The organism is Pararhizobium sp. LjRoot235 (assembly GCF_964254145.1).
Classification (GTDB): Bacteria; Pseudomonadota; Alphaproteobacteria; order Rhizobiales; family Rhizobiaceae; genus Pararhizobium.
In genome coordinates, this window is record NZ_CAXUSP020000001.1 from 413,994 (window position 1) to 427,711 (window position 13,718).

General features: G+C 61.1%; 16 protein-coding genes. 5 read left to right on the plus strand and 11 right to left on the minus strand.

Annotated elements, in window-relative coordinates:
* Nucleotides 1–446: 446 nt before the first annotated feature.
* Nucleotides 447–1,172, minus strand: a complete 726-nt coding sequence (gene phbB, locus ACSQ2Z_RS01990) for an acetoacetyl-CoA reductase (RefSeq protein WP_436079666.1) — start codon at nucleotides 1,170–1,172, stop codon at nucleotides 447–449.
* Nucleotides 1,173–1,300: 128 nt separating this feature from the next.
* The gene (locus ACSQ2Z_RS01995; protein WP_436079667.1) at nucleotides 1,301–2,482 is read right to left on the minus strand and encodes an acetyl-CoA C-acetyltransferase; all 1,182 of its coding nucleotides are present in this window, start codon (nucleotides 2,480–2,482) and stop codon (nucleotides 1,301–1,303) included.
* A gap of 224 nt (nucleotides 2,483–2,706) precedes the next feature.
* On the opposite strand from ACSQ2Z_RS01995, the gene phaR reads away from it, so the two are divergent.
* The gene (phaR, locus tag ACSQ2Z_RS02000; protein WP_436079668.1) at nucleotides 2,707–3,288 is read left to right on the plus strand and encodes a polyhydroxyalkanoate synthesis repressor PhaR; all 582 of its coding nucleotides are present in this window, start codon (nucleotides 2,707–2,709) and stop codon (nucleotides 3,286–3,288) included.
* Nucleotides 3,289–3,380: 92 nt separating this feature from the next.
* Here the strand turns inward: phaR and ACSQ2Z_RS02005 are convergent, their stop codons facing one another.
* The 4 genes from ACSQ2Z_RS02005 to mtgA all read right to left on the minus strand — a co-directional run bounded on the left by ACSQ2Z_RS02005 (nucleotide 3,381) and on the right by mtgA (nucleotide 5,855).
* Complete coding sequence (locus ACSQ2Z_RS02005; RefSeq protein WP_436079669.1) at nucleotides 3,381–3,788, minus strand: hypothetical protein; 408 nt, start codon at nucleotides 3,786–3,788, stop codon at nucleotides 3,381–3,383.
* 215 nt (nucleotides 3,789–4,003) lie between these two features.
* A complete protein-coding gene (gene rpmF, locus ACSQ2Z_RS02010; protein ID WP_026203804.1) occupies nucleotides 4,004–4,189 on the minus strand; it encodes a 50S ribosomal protein L32 in 186 nt (61 codons plus the stop codon).
* Between the two features lie 160 nt (nucleotides 4,190–4,349).
* The gene (locus tag ACSQ2Z_RS02015) at nucleotides 4,350–4,997 is read right to left on the minus strand and encodes a glutathione S-transferase family protein (RefSeq protein ID WP_436079670.1); all 648 of its coding nucleotides are present in this window, start codon (nucleotides 4,995–4,997) and stop codon (nucleotides 4,350–4,352) included.
* Nucleotides 4,998–5,075: 78 nt separating this feature from the next.
* On the minus strand, nucleotides 5,076–5,855 hold the full coding sequence (gene mtgA / locus ACSQ2Z_RS02020) for a monofunctional biosynthetic peptidoglycan transglycosylase (RefSeq protein WP_436079671.1): 780 nt from the start codon (nucleotides 5,853–5,855) through the stop codon (nucleotides 5,076–5,078).
* Nucleotides 5,856–5,987: 132 nt separating this feature from the next.
* Here mtgA and ACSQ2Z_RS02025 point away from each other — a divergent pair, with 132 nt between their 5' ends.
* The 3 genes from ACSQ2Z_RS02025 (at nucleotide 5,988) to ACSQ2Z_RS02035 (ending at nucleotide 8,815) form a co-directional block, all read left to right on the plus strand.
* Nucleotides 5,988–6,902 (plus strand): polyprenyl synthetase family protein, encoded by a 915-nt coding sequence (locus tag ACSQ2Z_RS02025; RefSeq protein WP_436079672.1) that lies wholly within the window; start codon nucleotides 5,988–5,990, stop codon nucleotides 6,900–6,902.
* A gap of 3 nt (nucleotides 6,903–6,905) precedes the next feature.
* Nucleotides 6,906–7,961 (plus strand): histidinol-phosphate transaminase, encoded by a 1,056-nt coding sequence (gene hisC, locus ACSQ2Z_RS02030; RefSeq protein WP_436079673.1) that lies wholly within the window; start codon nucleotides 6,906–6,908, stop codon nucleotides 7,959–7,961.
* 215 nt (nucleotides 7,962–8,176) lie between these two features.
* Nucleotides 8,177–8,815: a LysE family translocator gene (locus ACSQ2Z_RS02035; RefSeq protein ID WP_436079674.1), complete on the plus strand. Its 639-nt coding sequence runs from the start codon at nucleotides 8,177–8,179 to the stop codon at nucleotides 8,813–8,815.
* A 1-nt stretch (nucleotide 8,816) separates the two neighbouring features.
* Here the strand turns inward: ACSQ2Z_RS02035 and ispG are convergent, their stop codons facing one another.
* From ispG to ACSQ2Z_RS02060, 5 genes are all read right to left on the minus strand, one after another.
* Entirely contained in the window at nucleotides 8,817–10,070 is a 1,254-nt protein-coding gene (ispG, locus tag ACSQ2Z_RS02040) for a flavodoxin-dependent (E)-4-hydroxy-3-methylbut-2-enyl-diphosphate synthase (RefSeq protein WP_436079675.1), read from the minus strand.
* A gap of 121 nt (nucleotides 10,071–10,191) precedes the next feature.
* Nucleotides 10,192–11,385 (minus strand): MFS transporter, encoded by a 1,194-nt coding sequence (locus tag ACSQ2Z_RS02045; protein WP_436079676.1) that lies wholly within the window; start codon nucleotides 11,383–11,385, stop codon nucleotides 10,192–10,194.
* A 29-nt stretch (nucleotides 11,386–11,414) separates the two neighbouring features.
* On the minus strand, nucleotides 11,415–11,795 hold the full coding sequence (locus tag ACSQ2Z_RS02050) for a VOC family protein (protein ID WP_436079677.1): 381 nt from the start codon (nucleotides 11,793–11,795) through the stop codon (nucleotides 11,415–11,417).
* Nucleotides 11,792–12,574, minus strand: coding sequence for a DeoR/GlpR family DNA-binding transcription regulator (locus ACSQ2Z_RS02055; protein ID WP_436079678.1), 783 nt, complete (start codon nucleotides 12,572–12,574; stop codon nucleotides 11,792–11,794). The genes ACSQ2Z_RS02050 and ACSQ2Z_RS02055 overlap by 4 nt, the downstream gene beginning before the upstream one ends.
* Nucleotides 12,535–12,813 carry a hypothetical protein gene (locus ACSQ2Z_RS02060; protein ID WP_436079679.1) on the minus strand — a complete coding sequence of 93 codons (279 nt, stop codon included), beginning with the start codon at nucleotides 12,811–12,813 and terminating at the stop codon, nucleotides 12,535–12,537. The genes ACSQ2Z_RS02055 and ACSQ2Z_RS02060 overlap by 40 nt, the downstream gene beginning before the upstream one ends.
* A 55-nt stretch (nucleotides 12,814–12,868) precedes the next feature.
* Here ACSQ2Z_RS02060 and ACSQ2Z_RS02065 point away from each other — a divergent pair, with 55 nt between their 5' ends.
* Nucleotides 12,869–13,645, plus strand: coding sequence for an amino acid ABC transporter substrate-binding protein (locus ACSQ2Z_RS02065; protein WP_436079680.1), 777 nt, complete (start codon nucleotides 12,869–12,871; stop codon nucleotides 13,643–13,645).
* The last annotated feature ends 73 nt before the right edge of the window (nucleotides 13,646–13,718 follow it).

Below are 13,718 nucleotides of genomic sequence, written 5' to 3' on the forward strand. Positions count from 1 at the left end.
ATTGATTTTCTGAGCCGGATTCTCACCAGATGCTGAATCGTCATTTCCAGGCGAAAACGGGTGCGGACATTGGCTTCGGTCGCATCCTGCACTTCGTGAGATTCAGAATCCAAATAACTGAAAAATCAGAAAAATTTAACCAAGTCGACTAGTCAGTTCGCCGCGGCGCATCGATTGCCGATGCTGTGTTCAAAGGTCGAACGAATCGGCGACAATCGCGACGCTGGAAATGTCCCGAATTGTTCCCCACAAGATATGGTGGGAGTAACGGGTATTTAACATAGGAAAATTTGAGTCTTTTGCCAGATTCCCGTCGTGGCGTTAACTTTGCCTTCCGAAGCTGACAAACTCCCATCGTAGCGGAAACAAGTCGGAGACCAACGCAGCTTTGATAACGCGGAACGGCGCCACAAGGGCGCCGTTCGCAACAGCAGGAATCAATTTGATCAGACGAAGAACTGGCCGCCATTGGCGGAGATCGTCGAACCGGTGATGAAGCCCGCGTCGTCTGAGGCGAGGAACACGGCGATACGGGCGATCTCCTCCGGCTCGCCGAGGCGTCCGACAGGAATCTGCGGGATGATGCGTTCCGCCAGCACCTTTTCAGGGATGGCGCGGACCATTTCCGTGCCGATATAACCGGGGCAGATGGCGTTGACGGTGACGCCCTTGGCAGCGCCCTCCTGGGCAAGCGCCTTGGTGAAACCGAGATCACCGGCCTTGGCTGCTGAATAATTGACCTGGCCCATCTGGCCCTTCTGGCCATTGATCGAGGAAATATTGATCACCCGGCCGAAATTGCGGTCACGCATGCCGGTCCAGATTGGATGCGTCATGTTGAAAAGGCCGCTGAGATTGGTGTTGATGACGTCCTTCCAGTTCTCCGGCGTCATCTTGTGGAACATGGCGTCGCGGGTAATCCCAGCATTGTTGACGAGAATTTCGATCGGGCCGAGATCGGCCTCAACCGTGGCGATGCCGGCAGCGCAAGCCGCGTAGTCGGAAACGTCCCACTTGTAGGTCGCGATACCGGTTTCGGCGGTAAAGGCCTGCGCCTTCTCGTCATTGCCGGCGTAGTTTGCCGCGACCTTGTATCCGGCGCCCTTCAAGGCGATGGATATGGCCGCGCCGATGCCGCGCGACCCGCCAGTGACCAATGCTACTCTGCTCATCCGTCTCTCCCTGTTACCTCGTTCTTGGCCCGATGCCTGTGCTCGCAAGCGTAAGCACAATTCTCCCGGCTCTTGCGGTGAAGTCTGCTCCGGCCGCGGGGCCGGAGCGAATGCCTAACGGATAATTGTCACAGCCGTTCGACACACATGGCGACACCCATGCCGCCACCGATGCAGAGCGTTGCAAGTCCCTTGGACACGCCGCGACGCTTCATTTCGAACAGGAGCGTGTTGAGAACGCGCGCCCCAGACGCCCCGATCGGGTGACCGATGGCGATGGCGCCGCCATTGACGTTGACGATCGACGTATCCCAGCCAAGATCCTTGTTGACCGCACAGGCCTGCGCTGCAAAGGCTTCGTTGGCTTCGACAAGTTCGACATCTGCAACCGACCAGCCGGCTTTTTCCAACGCCTTGCGCGAAGCCGGGATGGGGCCTGTGCCCATGACCTGCGGATCGACACCCGCTGTCGCCCAGGACACGATCCGGGCCAGCGGCTGGATACCCCGGTGTCCGGCTTCTGCCTCGGTCATCAGCAATGTTGCGGCCGCGCCATCGTTGAGCCCTGAGGCATTGCCAGCGGTGACGGTGCCTTCCTTGTCAAAGGCCGGGCGGAGCTTTGCCATGGAGTCCAGCGTGGCGCCGTGGCGGATATATTCGTCCTGATCGACGGTGACATCACCCTTGCGGCCCTTGACGATGAAGGGAATGATTTCGTCGGCGAACCGGCCAGCCTTCTGGGCTGCCTCGGCCTTGTTCTGCGAGGCGAGTGCGAACTGATCCTGTTCATCGCGCGTCAGCTGCCACTTCTTCGCGACGTTTTCGGCGGTCGTGCCCATGTGATAGCCGTAGAAGGCGTCGGTCAGGCCGTCCTTGATCATGGTGTCGACCATCTTGAAGTCGCCCATCTTGACGCCGCCGCGCAGGTGCGCGCAATGCGGTGCCATCGACATGGACTCCATGCCGCCGGCCACGATGATCCTGGCGTCACCCGTGGCAATCTGCTGCATGCCGAGTGCAACCGCGCGCAGGCCGGAACCGCAGAGCTGGTTCATGCCCCAGGCGGTCGCTTCCTGGGGAATGCCGGCCTTCATGGCCGCCTGGCGGGCCGGGTTCTGGCCTTCGCCCGCCGACAGGACCTGGCCGAGGATCACCTCGTCCACTTCGCCGGCATCGACGCCGGCGCGCTCAAGCACACCCTTGATGACCGCGGCGCCCAGTTCGTGCGCAGGTGTATTGGCAAAGGAACCGTTGAAAGACCCGACGGCGGTGCGGCCGGCGCTGGCGATGACGATAGAGGGAGTGCTCATCAGATATTTCCTCGTTCATTTTTTCGCGACTGCCAAAGACTGGCAAAGGTAGACGCGCAAGTCAAACGTCATAATGCACTCGCCGTCTTTTCAATCCACAATCCAGGCGCGAAAAGAAATTTTGCACCTGCGTCGTCGCATTGCACAAAGAGATTGTCAGAACAGGTTTTTTACGGATACTCTGAAAAACTCAATAAAGACGGGAGCATGGGGAGGAGACCCTGATGGCAAAACACGACGGCCAGATCGTTATCAAGAAATACGCCAACCGGAGGCTCTACAATACCGGTACCAGTACATACGTCACGCTCGACGATCTCGCAGTCATGGTGAAGAAGGGGGAGGAATTCACCGTCCAGGACGCGAAGTCAGGCGAGGACATCACGCATCAGGTATTGACGCAGATCATTTTCGAGCAGGAATCCAAGACCGGCAACACGCTTTTGCCGATTTCCTTCCTGCGCCAGCTGATTTCCTTCTACGGCGACCAGATGCAGATGGTGGTGCCGAGCTATCTCGAACATTCGATGCAGGCTTTCACCGACCAGCAGGTGCAGATGCGCGAACAGATCAACAAGGCCTTCGGGGAAACGCCGCTCGGCAAGAACCTCGCCGTCCCCTTGCAACTGGTGGAAGAGCAGGTCCGGCGCAATACAGAGCTGTTTCATCAGGCCATGCAGATGTTCTCGCCCTTCATGGCCGCGGCACCTCAGGCCAAGGAACCGCGCAAGGCCGAGGCCAAGGACATTGATGAACTGAAGGAACAGCTTCGCGCGCTGCAGACAAAACTGGAAAACCTGGGGTAAGAGCGTGATCGGGCATGCCGCACCGACCCTCCTCTGTCGCCGTCGCCGACAGAGGAGGGCTCCTCATGAAACCCAGCTTGGCGAAAGCGACATCAAAGGCCGATCGACACGTCCCGCCCGGCTGTGCGCATCGACACCGAGAAGCCGGCAATCACGTCGATGAAACTGATCGTCATCAGGATGAAGAAGGTGTGAGTTGCGGCATTGGCGACCAGCAGGAACTCCACCAGGAAGACGATGAACAGAACCATCGACAAGAGATGATCCATCAGCGCTTTGGAGCTGACGCGGGTTGCCTTGAGGATTTCGACGAAAAGCAGGACAAGCGCGATGACGATCACGAGATCGCCGACGCTCATCGTCCAAACCGCGCCCGACAGCATCGTCAACGATAGGAGCGTCACTTCGAAGACCGCGACACCGCCGCTCCCCAAGATGCCAACCATGCCCAGATTGTAGAGAATGAACGGCACGATCAGCAGTGGAATGGCGGTAATCATCGACAGGAACTCCCAATTTATCGCCCGGTCTCCTCGGGCCAGGCGTCGATCGATATTTGCCTACAGTACGCTCATGGTCAAGAAAATGACCGCGCGATGCAGATAGGGCGACGATCCGGGAAAACGACCCGAGGGTCGGCGTGCCCCTAAGCGGACAACAGAAAAGGGCCGGCGAAAGCCAGCCCTTCAAAACTCGAGCCTGACGGCGACGCTGATTAAGCGGAAGCCTTCGGGGTCAGAACCTGGCGGCCGCGGTACATGCCGGTCTTCAGGTCGATGTGGTGCGGACGGCGCAGTTCGCCGGAGTTCTTGTCTTCGACATAGGTCGGAGCCTTCAGCGCGTCAGCGGAACGGCGCATACCGCGCTTGGACGGGCTTGTTTTTCTTTTCGGTACAGCCATTTCATACTCCACTTATCGGGCAAAACTCTGTTGAGCGGCCAGACCGTTGGCCGGGACAAACAGATGTCAATCTCGGAATTTGCCGGGCTTATACATGCCTGCCAGGCGTTTGACCAGTCCCCACAGATATTTTTTCAATGCTGACCGGCGGCGCGACGAATCACGCTTCGTCTTCCGGCACGATCCAGGTTTCCTCAAGCGCCGCCTCCTGCCACTTGGCGAAGGCCGGATGGGTTTTCACCGCATCCATATAGGCGAGCGAGCCGGGATTGCGGGTGAGGTCATAGACCTCGAACCGGTTGACCACGGGCGCAAACATGGCATCGGCGGCGGTGAAGCGGCCGAACAGGAATGGGCCGCCGGAGCGGGCCACGGCCTCACGCCAGATCGTCTCGATCCGCTCGATATCGCCCATGACGTCATTCGGCAGGTTGATCGCCCGCTTTTCGCGCCGAATGTTCATCGGGCAGGCGCCGCGCAGCGCCCGGAAACCGGAGAGCATCTCCATGGAATAGCTGCGTGCGACCGCCCTTTCGGCGGAATCTTCCGGCCAGAGGCCGGCCTGCGGGAAGAGCTCGGCGACATATTCGATGATCGCCAGCGATTCCCAGACGCGGACATCGCCATGATGCAGAACCGGAACCCGCCCCGTCGGAGAAATATCCCTGAACTTCGGATTGCCGGCCGGGAAATCGAAGGGGATGACGACATCCTCGAACGGCACGCCGCAGCCTTCCAGCGCGAGCCAGGGCCGCAGCGACCAGGAGGAGTAGTTCTTGTTGCCGACATAGAGCGTGAGCTTGGTCACCGGTCTTCTCCGATCTTTCTGGATGAAGCACTGCTATAAAGGGAAAGCCGAGTCCAGCGCCAATGAAAAGGCCTGATCTCATTCATAAAGGCATTTGACATATTCGCCGGAGCGACCGGCACGACGCTCGATCACGGAGGCGAGCCGCCGCAGGCCGCTGCCGGGTTTGCCGGCATTGCGTTCGATCGGATTGGGAAGCGCGACCGCCAGAAGAGCGGCCTGGCGACGCGTGAGCTTGGCGGCCGAAACGCCGAAATGGTGCCGGGCCGCGGCTTCTGCGCCATAAATTCCGGGGCCCCATTCCGCGACGTTGAGATAGAGCTCCATCATTCGCCGCTTGCTCCAGACGAAATCCGCGACGAGCGCCAAAGGAAGCTCCATTCCCTTGCGGACGAAGGAGCGGCCGTTCCAAAGAAACAGGTTCTTGGCGGTCTGCATCGGGATCGTCGAGGCACCGCGAGTGGATTCGCCTTCCAGCGCATCCGTGACGACACCGCGCATCTGCACCCAATCGACACCGTCATGAAGACAGAACTGCCCGTCTTCCGACATCATCACCGAGCGGACGAGATTGGGAGAAATCTCGCCGAACGACACCCATTGGCGATCATACCCGCGCAGAAACACGAGATCGCGCAGCATCGGCGTCGAAATCGGGTGGATGAAACTCGGTGTATAGAGGATGATTAAAACATAGGGCAGGAGGATGACGGCCGCAGCGATCGACAGCAACCGGCGCCAGCGCTCACGCAGAACATCCCGCCAGCCTCGCGAACGGCTGGAAGACACGTCCTCTTCCTCTTCCCGAGTTTCCGGTACGATGTCCACCACCCCTGAGACGCCCGCCTGATAGTCCATAAAATTCTCATAGAGCAAGTACGGGCAAAATTGAACGGTTTTCTCGGCTTTGCACCGCCAGCCGGGCAGGCCGCTGGCGATATGGTAAAATCCCGTTGCCAGCGGGCTCGCAGTCATGCCAAAGAGCGCCGCATGAGCGAAAATTCCGTATCCTTCGAAGCCCGCCTGAGGAACAATGCTGCAGAGGTCGAGGCCTGTCTGGCCAGTATCCTGGGCGACACGGTGCAACCCGATGAAATAGCCCGGCCGGAACCGCTGCTCGTCGCCATGCGGCATGGCCTGCTGAATGGCGGCAAGCGCCTGCGGCCGTTCCTGGTGATGGAGAGTGCAGCGCTGCTCGGTGGCGATCCGGGTGCCGCCTTGCGCATCGGTGCGGCACTGGAATGCGTTCACAGCTATTCGCTGGTCCATGACGATCTTCCCGCCATGGACGACGATGACCTGCGCCGCGGCCAGCCGACCGTGCACATCGCGCATGGAGAGGCAAACGCGATCCTGGCCGGCGACAGCCTGCTCACGCTCGCCTTCGACATCATCGCCGCACCGGAAACGCGGCTCAAGGACCGGCAGAAGACCGAGCTTATCCTCGCATTGGCGCGCGCGTCAGGCATCGGTGGCATGGCCGGCGGCCAGGCGCTCGACCTGGCGGCGGAAGGCTGCGTGCTCGATGAGGCGGGCATCACGACGCTGCAGGCGATGAAGACCGGTGCGTTGATCCGCTTCGCCTGCGAGGCGGGTGCCATCATTGCCGGAAGCGCCGATGCAGAGCGGCAGCTCATGCGCCAATATGGCGAAAAGATCGGCCTCGCTTTCCAGCTGGCCGACGACCTTCTCGACCTGACGGCGGACACGCAAACCATGGGCAAGGCGACCGGCAAGGACGCCGCCCGCGGCAAGGGCACGCTCGTTGCCCTGCATGGGAAGGATTGGACCGCCACACAACTGGAACAGCTTGTCCGCGGCGCGGAAGACCTGCTATCCCGCTTCGGCGACCGGGCTGCTATCCTGATCGAGGCCGCCCGTTTCATCGCCAATCGCAGGAACTGACGGATGAGCAAATTCTGGTCGCCGATCGTCGGCGCGCTGAAGCCCTATGCGGCCGGCGAGCAGCCGCGCATCGCCAACCTCGTCAAGCTCAACACCAACGAGAATCCCTACGGCCCGTCACCCAGAGCGATTGCCGCCATGCAGGCGGCTGTGGCCGACACGCTGAAGCTCTATCCGGACCCGAGCGCGCTTGCGCTGCGCGAAGCGATTGCCAGGACCTACGGCGTCTCGCCGGATGAGGTCTTTGTCGGCAACGGTTCCGACGAGGTGCTGGCACATGCCTTCGTGGCGCTTCTCAAGCACGAGAAGCCGCTGCTCTATCCCGACATCACCTACAGTTTCTACCCCACCTATTGCCGCCTCTTCGGCATCGAGGCCGTGGAAGTCCCGCTGAACGACGGTTTCGGCATCGACATCGGCGATTATGACCGCCCCTGCGGCGCGATCATCCTTCCGAACCCAAATGCACCCACCGGTACAGGCCTGCCGCCATCGGCGATCGAATCGCTCCTTGCAGCGCATCGCGAGCAGCCGGTCGTGATCGACGAAGCCTATATCGACTTCGGCGGCGAGAGTGCGATCCCGCTCACCCGGAAATACGACAATCTGCTAGTCGTCCACACCTTGTCCAAGTCGCGCTCGCTGGCGGGCCTGCGCGTCGGCTATGCCATCGGCCAGCGGCCGCTGATCGACGCGCTGGAGCGCGTCAAGGACAGCTTCAATTCCTATCCGCTGGACCGCATCGCACAGGCTGGCGCCACCGCGGCCGTCGAAGACACCGCATGGTTCGACGTGACACGCCATGCCGTCATCGCCTCGCGAGATCGCGTTTCCGATGCGTTGCGCCAGCGTGGCTTCGAGGTGCTGCCTTCGCAGGCCAACTTCGTGTTTGCCCGCCATCCGGACCATAGCGGCGAGGCACTGGCAAAGGGCCTGCGCGAGCGGGCGGTGCTCGTGCGCCACTTCGCCAAGCCGCGTATTTCCGATTTCCTGCGCATCACGATCGGCACGCCGGAGCAATGCGATGCGCTCGTTGCGGCACTGGAAGACATTCTCTGAGGGCTTTCATCTCCGGGCAATTGTTACGGACCAGCGCTTGCAGGGCCAGCGCTGCAGGGGAAGTAGTTTGGCAGCCGGATAAAGTTCGCCCGGCAATTGAGTGTTGCCCATCCGCCCAAATTGTCACCACGACAAGATTACGCATTCTCTTTCAACGCTCTCTCGGCATGATGGCGCCCTGCCATTCTCAAGGACGCAGCATTGGAGATTTGCGCATGTCATACCTCCTGCCCCACCTACCGCAACTCTTCGTCGTCTGGGGCGCCTACCTTATCGCCACCGCCTCGCCGGGGCCGGCGGTGCTTGCCATCATCGGCACGTCGATCAGCCGCGGGCGAAGCTCCGGCATGGCGCTGGCGCTTGGCGTGCTGACGGGCTCATACACTTGGGCGATGCTGGCCGCCGCCGGACTTTCGGCGCTGATCCGCACCTACGGTAGCGCACTCTTCATCCTGAAGATTGCCGGCGGGCTCTATCTGCTCTGGCTGGCATTCAAGGCACTGAAGGCGGCGATGCGGAAAGAGTCGGAAAGCGCGTTGCCGCTCGAAAAGCAGCCGCCCTCGCTGTGCCGTCTTTACTTCAAGGGCCTCGGCATTCACCTGACGAACCCGAAGGCGATATTCTCCTGGCTCACGCTGGTTTCGCTCGGCACGCCGCAGGACGCGCCGCAGGTCATGCCCGTCCTGATTGGCGGCTGCATGGTGCTTGGTGTCGTCATTTTCATGGGCTTTGCTGTGCTATTCTCAATCGGGCCGGTGCACCGCGGCTACAAGAAGGCACGCCGCAGCATCGAAGCGGCCATGGCCGGTTTCTTCGCCTTTGCCGGGCTGAGACTGCTGACGGCCAAGCTGTAGCCTATTCGGCTGCGGCCTGACCCTGTCCGAAACGCTTCTCGATGTAATCGGTAACGAGCGCTTCGAAATCGCCGGCGATATTGGTGCCGCGGATCGTCATCGCCTTTTTGCCGTCGATATAGACGGGGGCTGCCGGAAGCTCGCCGGTGCCGGGCAGCGAGATGCCGATATCGGCATGTTTGCTTTCGCCCGGGCCATTGACGATGCAGCCCATGACCGCGACCTTCAGGCCTTCGACGCCCGGATATTTTTCGCGCCATACCGGCATGTTGCGGCGGATATCGTCCTCGATCTTGCGCGCAAGCTCCTGGAAGACGGTCGAGGTCGTCCGGCCACAGCCGGGACAGGCGGCAACGACCGGAATGAACTGGCGAAAGCCCATGACCTGCAGCAGTTCCTGCCCCACCTGCACCTCGCGGGTGCGGTCGCCGCCGGGCTCGGGGGTCAGCGAAATGCGGATCGTATCGCCGATGCCCTGCTGCATCAGGATGCCGAGCGAGGCGGCGGAAGCGACGATGCCCTTGGAGCCCATGCCGGCTTCGGTGAGGCCGAGATGCAGCGCATGGTCGGAGCGCGTTGCCAGCATCGCGTAGACGGCGATCAGGTCCTGCACGTTCGAGACCTTGGCCGACAGGATGATGCGGTTGCGCGGCAGGCCGATTTCTTCCGCCAGTTCCGCCGAGATCAGCGCCGACTGGACGATGGTTTCGCGCATGACTTGGCTGGCCGTCAGCGGAAAGCCCTTCGCCTGGTTGTCGTCCATCATCCGCGTCAGCAGCTCCTGGTCGAGGGAACCCCAGTTGACGCCGATGCGCACCGGCTTGTTGAATTCGATGGCGCGCTCGATGATGGCGGCGAACTGCTTGTCCTTCTTGTTCTTGAAGCCGACATTGCCCGGGTTGATGCGGTATTTCGCCAGCGCCTCGGCGCAGGCCGGATGATCGGCGAGCAGCTTGTGGCCGATATAGTGGAAATCGCCGATCAACGGCACATCGAGACCGAGCCGCTCGAGCCGCTCGCGGATTTTCGGCACGGCGGCTGCACTTTCGTCGCGGTCGACGGTGATGCGCACCAGTTCGGAGCCGGCGCGATGCAGCGCCGCGACCTGGGCGACCGTCGCATCGATATCGGCGGTGTCGGTATTGGTCATCGACTGCACGACGACGGGCGCTGCTCCCCCGACGATCACCCCACCAACATCGACGGCAACGGAGGCGCGGCGCGGCTGCGGATCAAAATCGAAGGCGGAAGACATGAAAGCCCCTTGCACGTGCTGTTGCGGCGATTTCCCTTGAGGTGGATGAGGAAAGCCGCCTTGTCAACGGCAACATCATGGATTGACGGCGAATTGATGGCTGCGCAGTCGCAGGCCACCCTCAGTCGTGCCCTTTCGGATCGGCGTGAACGGCATGATGCGACAAAAGCAGCACCACGATGAACAAGGCCGGAATGCAGGCGAAGATGATCGAAAAGCCGGTATGTTCGGCAATGAAGCCGATCAGCGACGGCGCAAACAGCATGCCGGAATAGCCCATGAAGGTGGCGACCGACAGCCCGATGCCCGGCGCCAGGCCCGGCATGTTGCCGGCAGCCGAAAAGGCGATCGGCACCATGTTGGAAATGCCGACGCCGGCCAGCGCAAAGCCGAAGATGGCGAGCGGCGCATTCGGCGCAAGGCCGGCCAGCACGAGGCCGGCAAGGGCCGTCAGGGTGCAGACGCGCAGGGTCTTCACGCCGCCGAAACGGTCGCGCACATGGTCGCCGGCAAAGCGCATGATCGCCATCGTCGCGGAAAAGGCGGCAAAGCCGAAACCGGACAGGGCAACCGAGGCGCCGAGTTCGTCGCGCAGGTAAAGCGCGCCCCAATCGAGCACGCTCCCCTCCGGCACCATCGAAAACAGCGCCACGAGGCCGATCAGCCATGGCAGCGGCGTTATTGGCAGCCGTAGCTTCTGCTTGGCCACATCGGGATGCGGCCGGTCATGAAGGATCATCGGCCAGGCAAGGCCAAGCACCGCAAGGCAGAACAGCGTGACGAGAATGGCGTGCGGCAGCACGCCGAACTGCGCCATGATGACACCGCCACTTGCCGAACCAATCAGGCCGCCCAGGCTCCAATAGGCATGGCAGGACGACATGATCGCCCGGCGCATCGACTTCTCCACCTCGACCGCATTGGCGTTCATCGCCACATCCATGGCGCCGACAAAGCCGCCGAGCAGGAACATGCCGATCGCCGCCGTCCAGACATTCGGCAACAGGGTCAACAGCAGCAGAAGCGGTGAAAGAACGGCGGCGGTGACCTTGACGACCTTGTGCGAGCCGAGCCGGGCGATGGAGCCGCCGGCGATCGGCATCAGCACAAGCGAGCCAATGCCGAACGCGAGGATGAGCAAGCCGAGCACGCTTTCACCGATGCCAAGCTTCTCCTTGAATTCCGGAATCTTCGGCGCCCAACTGCCAGTGACGAAGCCATTCATCAGAAACAGCAGCGACACGGCAAGACGGGTTTTCGGCATATAGCCCGAGCGGACGACGGCTTGCGGCCGGGTGATGCTATGTTGATCCATGGTCTATTCCTGTGCGATCCGTGTCGGATTCAAACCGTGATTTCAATAGGATTGCCGTCGGGGTCCCTGAGGACCGCCTCGTAGAAGCTATCGCCCGTCATGCGGGCGGGAGAGATGAGAATTCCGGAAGCCTCCGCCTGCGCCGCCATTTTATCCACTGCCTCGCGGCTGCCGAGCGACAGCGCGAGATGGGCGTAGCCCTGCCGTTCTTCCAGCCCCCCTCGCATGATCCAGGGACCTTGCATGACCTCGATCGAAGGACCGTCCTTGAGGTATACAAACCGCGAGGAGAAACCGGGTCGCCGGGCGCTTTCATAGAGATCCCCCACCGCCGCCCCAAAAGTCTCGGCCCAGAAATGACAGACACCGTCGAGATCGGCAGTCCAGAGGGCGACGTGCGCGATCTTCATGCCTTGACCTTTCGCGCATGTGCGATGGCGATGCCCGACGCTTCGAAGAGATGGACGTCATCCGCCGGTGCGTCATGTTCGACGATCAGCGCCGAGCACTTGGCTGCGGCAATGACCGTATGCGGTGCCGATGTTCCGAATTTATCGTTGGTGATCGCTGCCAGCACGGATGCGCTGCTCTGAGCCACCAGTCGCTTGAACTCGGCGTCCTCGTATTCGAAGGCGGTCAACCCGGCCTCGATATCGGCACCGCAGGCGCCAAGAATGCAGAGATCCGGTCGCAGTGTCTCGATGTCGCGCTGCGCCTTGGCGCCGACCGCAGCACCCACACGCCTGTCGATCTTGCCGCCGATAACAATCAGATCGACCCCGGGCTTGCCGATCAGCGCGGCGGCGATCAGCGGCGTGTTCGTCACTGCCGTCAGTTCCAGATCATTCGGAAGAGCCTCAGCGATCGCCAGATTGGTCGATCCCGCATCGAAGAAGACGGTCATTCCCGGTTTGATGAAGGCAAGCGCGGCAACGGCCAGCGCTGCCTTGCGCTCGGGCGCCTCGCCGACACGCTGGGCAAGTGTCGTGCTGCCCGGCGAGACCGGCAGCGCGCCACCATAGACCCGTTCGCAAAGCCCTGCGGCAGCAAGCTCGCGCAGATCGCGGCGGATGGTATCTTCGGAGACGTTGAATTCCTGCGCCAGATCGAAAGCCAGTACCCGGCCGGACGCCCGCAGGCGGTCCTGGATCAGCCGCTGACGTTGTTGAAGAAGCAGTTCTGTCTGCATGATTCGGCCACATCGTGCATAATTACGGATAAATCGGCACAAACAGGCATACATCTTCGTTCATCGGGATTCAACCGATTTTTATGATTTCTTGAAAAATGTGCCGCGAAAGCCGGCAAGCCGCCTTGAATTTGAGCGATCGGCGCCAATTTTTCCGTGGAAACAGCCGGCATTGGAGAAAAACCTTCGCTATTGCGCCGCACAATTGAAGTTTTGTGCGCTGTCGGCGGTGGGTCCATATGCGATTGTCCTCTCACACCGGCGACGGGCCGGATAGAAAGATGGAAAAAGACAATGAAATGGGTTCACACACTTCTCGCCGCCGTCGCAATTGCGCAGTTGGTTTCGGTCGCTCCGGCCTTTGCCGGCGAAAACCTTGAGGCCGTCAAGTCGGCCGGGGCGCTGAAGATCGGCACGGAAGGCACCTATGTGCCCTTCACCTATCATGACGAAAGCGGCAAGCTCGTCGGCTTCGACGTCGAGATCGGTGAAGCCATCGCCAAGAAGCTTGGCGTCAAGGCCGAATTTCTGGAAGGCAAGTGGGACGGCCTGATCGCTGGCCTCGATGCCAACCGCTACGACACCGTGATCAACCAGGTCGGCATCACCGAGGAGCGCAAGAAGAAATACGATTTCTCCGAGCCCTATATCGCTTCCAAGGCCGTCCTGATCGTCAAGGCCGACAATGAAGAGATCAAGGATTTCCCGGACCTCAAGGGCAAGAAGGCGGCCCAGTCGCTGACCAGCAACTTCGGCAAGCTGGCGGAGGCCTCCGGCGCCGAACTCGTCGGCACCGATGGCTTCGACCAGTCGATACAGCTCGTCCTGACCGGTCGCGCCGATGCGACGATCAACGACAGCCTGTCCTTCCTCGATTTCAAGAAGCACAAGCCGGATGCGCCGGTGAAGATCGCCGCCGAGCAGGCGAATGCCGACTATTCCGGCATTATCATCCGCAAGGGCGAGCCGGAGCTTCTGGACGCGATCAACAAGGCGCTGGCCGAGATCAAGGCGGACGGCACCTATGACGCGATTTCGAAAAAGTATTTCGGCGCCGACGTTTCGAAATAATCCCTGTCACGCGGCGTGACCGAGGCCGGTTCCGCCGCGTTCTTCCCTGCATTATAAGACATGATCCGTTCCG

Excerpts from the sequence above, each read along its gene's own strand:
- ACSQ2Z_RS01995 (WP_436079667.1), bottom strand. The coding sequence starts at position 2,482 with ATGAGCACTCCCTCTATCGTCATCGCCAGCGCCGGCCGCACCGCCGTC.
- ACSQ2Z_RS02065 (WP_436079680.1), top strand. The coding sequence starts at position 12,869 with ATGAAATGGGTTCACACACTTCTCGCCGCCGTCGCAATTGCGCAGTTG.
- ACSQ2Z_RS02005 (WP_436079669.1), bottom strand. The coding sequence starts at position 3,788 with ATGATTACCGCCATTCCACTGCTGATCGTGCCGTTCATTCTCTACAAT.
- phaR (WP_436079668.1), top strand. The coding sequence starts at position 2,707 with ATGGCAAAACACGACGGCCAGATCGTTATCAAGAAATACGCCAACCGG.
- phbB (WP_436079666.1), bottom strand. The coding sequence starts at position 1,172 with ATGAGCAGAGTAGCATTGGTCACTGGCGGGTCGCGCGGCATCGGCGCG.
- ACSQ2Z_RS02045 (WP_436079676.1), bottom strand. The coding sequence starts at position 11,385 with ATGGATCAACATAGCATCACCCGGCCGCAAGCCGTCGTCCGCTCGGGC.
- ACSQ2Z_RS02035 (WP_436079674.1), top strand. The coding sequence starts at position 8,177 with ATGTCATACCTCCTGCCCCACCTACCGCAACTCTTCGTCGTCTGGGGC.
- ispG (WP_436079675.1), bottom strand. The coding sequence starts at position 10,070 with ATGTCTTCCGCCTTCGATTTTGATCCGCAGCCGCGCCGCGCCTCCGTT.
- ACSQ2Z_RS02050 (WP_436079677.1), bottom strand. The coding sequence starts at position 11,795 with ATGAAGATCGCGCACGTCGCCCTCTGGACTGCCGATCTCGACGGTGTC.
- rpmF (WP_026203804.1), bottom strand. The coding sequence starts at position 4,189 with ATGGCTGTACCGAAAAGAAAAACAAGCCCGTCCAAGCGCGGTATGCGC.
- mtgA (WP_436079671.1), bottom strand. The coding sequence starts at position 5,855 with ATGGACTATCAGGCGGGCGTCTCAGGGGTGGTGGACATCGTACCGGAA.
- ACSQ2Z_RS02025 (WP_436079672.1), top strand. The coding sequence starts at position 5,988 with ATGAGCGAAAATTCCGTATCCTTCGAAGCCCGCCTGAGGAACAATGCT.
- hisC (WP_436079673.1), top strand. The coding sequence starts at position 6,906 with ATGAGCAAATTCTGGTCGCCGATCGTCGGCGCGCTGAAGCCCTATGCG.
- ACSQ2Z_RS02060 (WP_436079679.1), bottom strand. The coding sequence starts at position 12,813 with ATGGACCCACCGCCGACAGCGCACAAAACTTCAATTGTGCGGCGCAAT.
- ACSQ2Z_RS02055 (WP_436079678.1), bottom strand. The coding sequence starts at position 12,574 with ATGCAGACAGAACTGCTTCTTCAACAACGTCAGCGGCTGATCCAGGAC.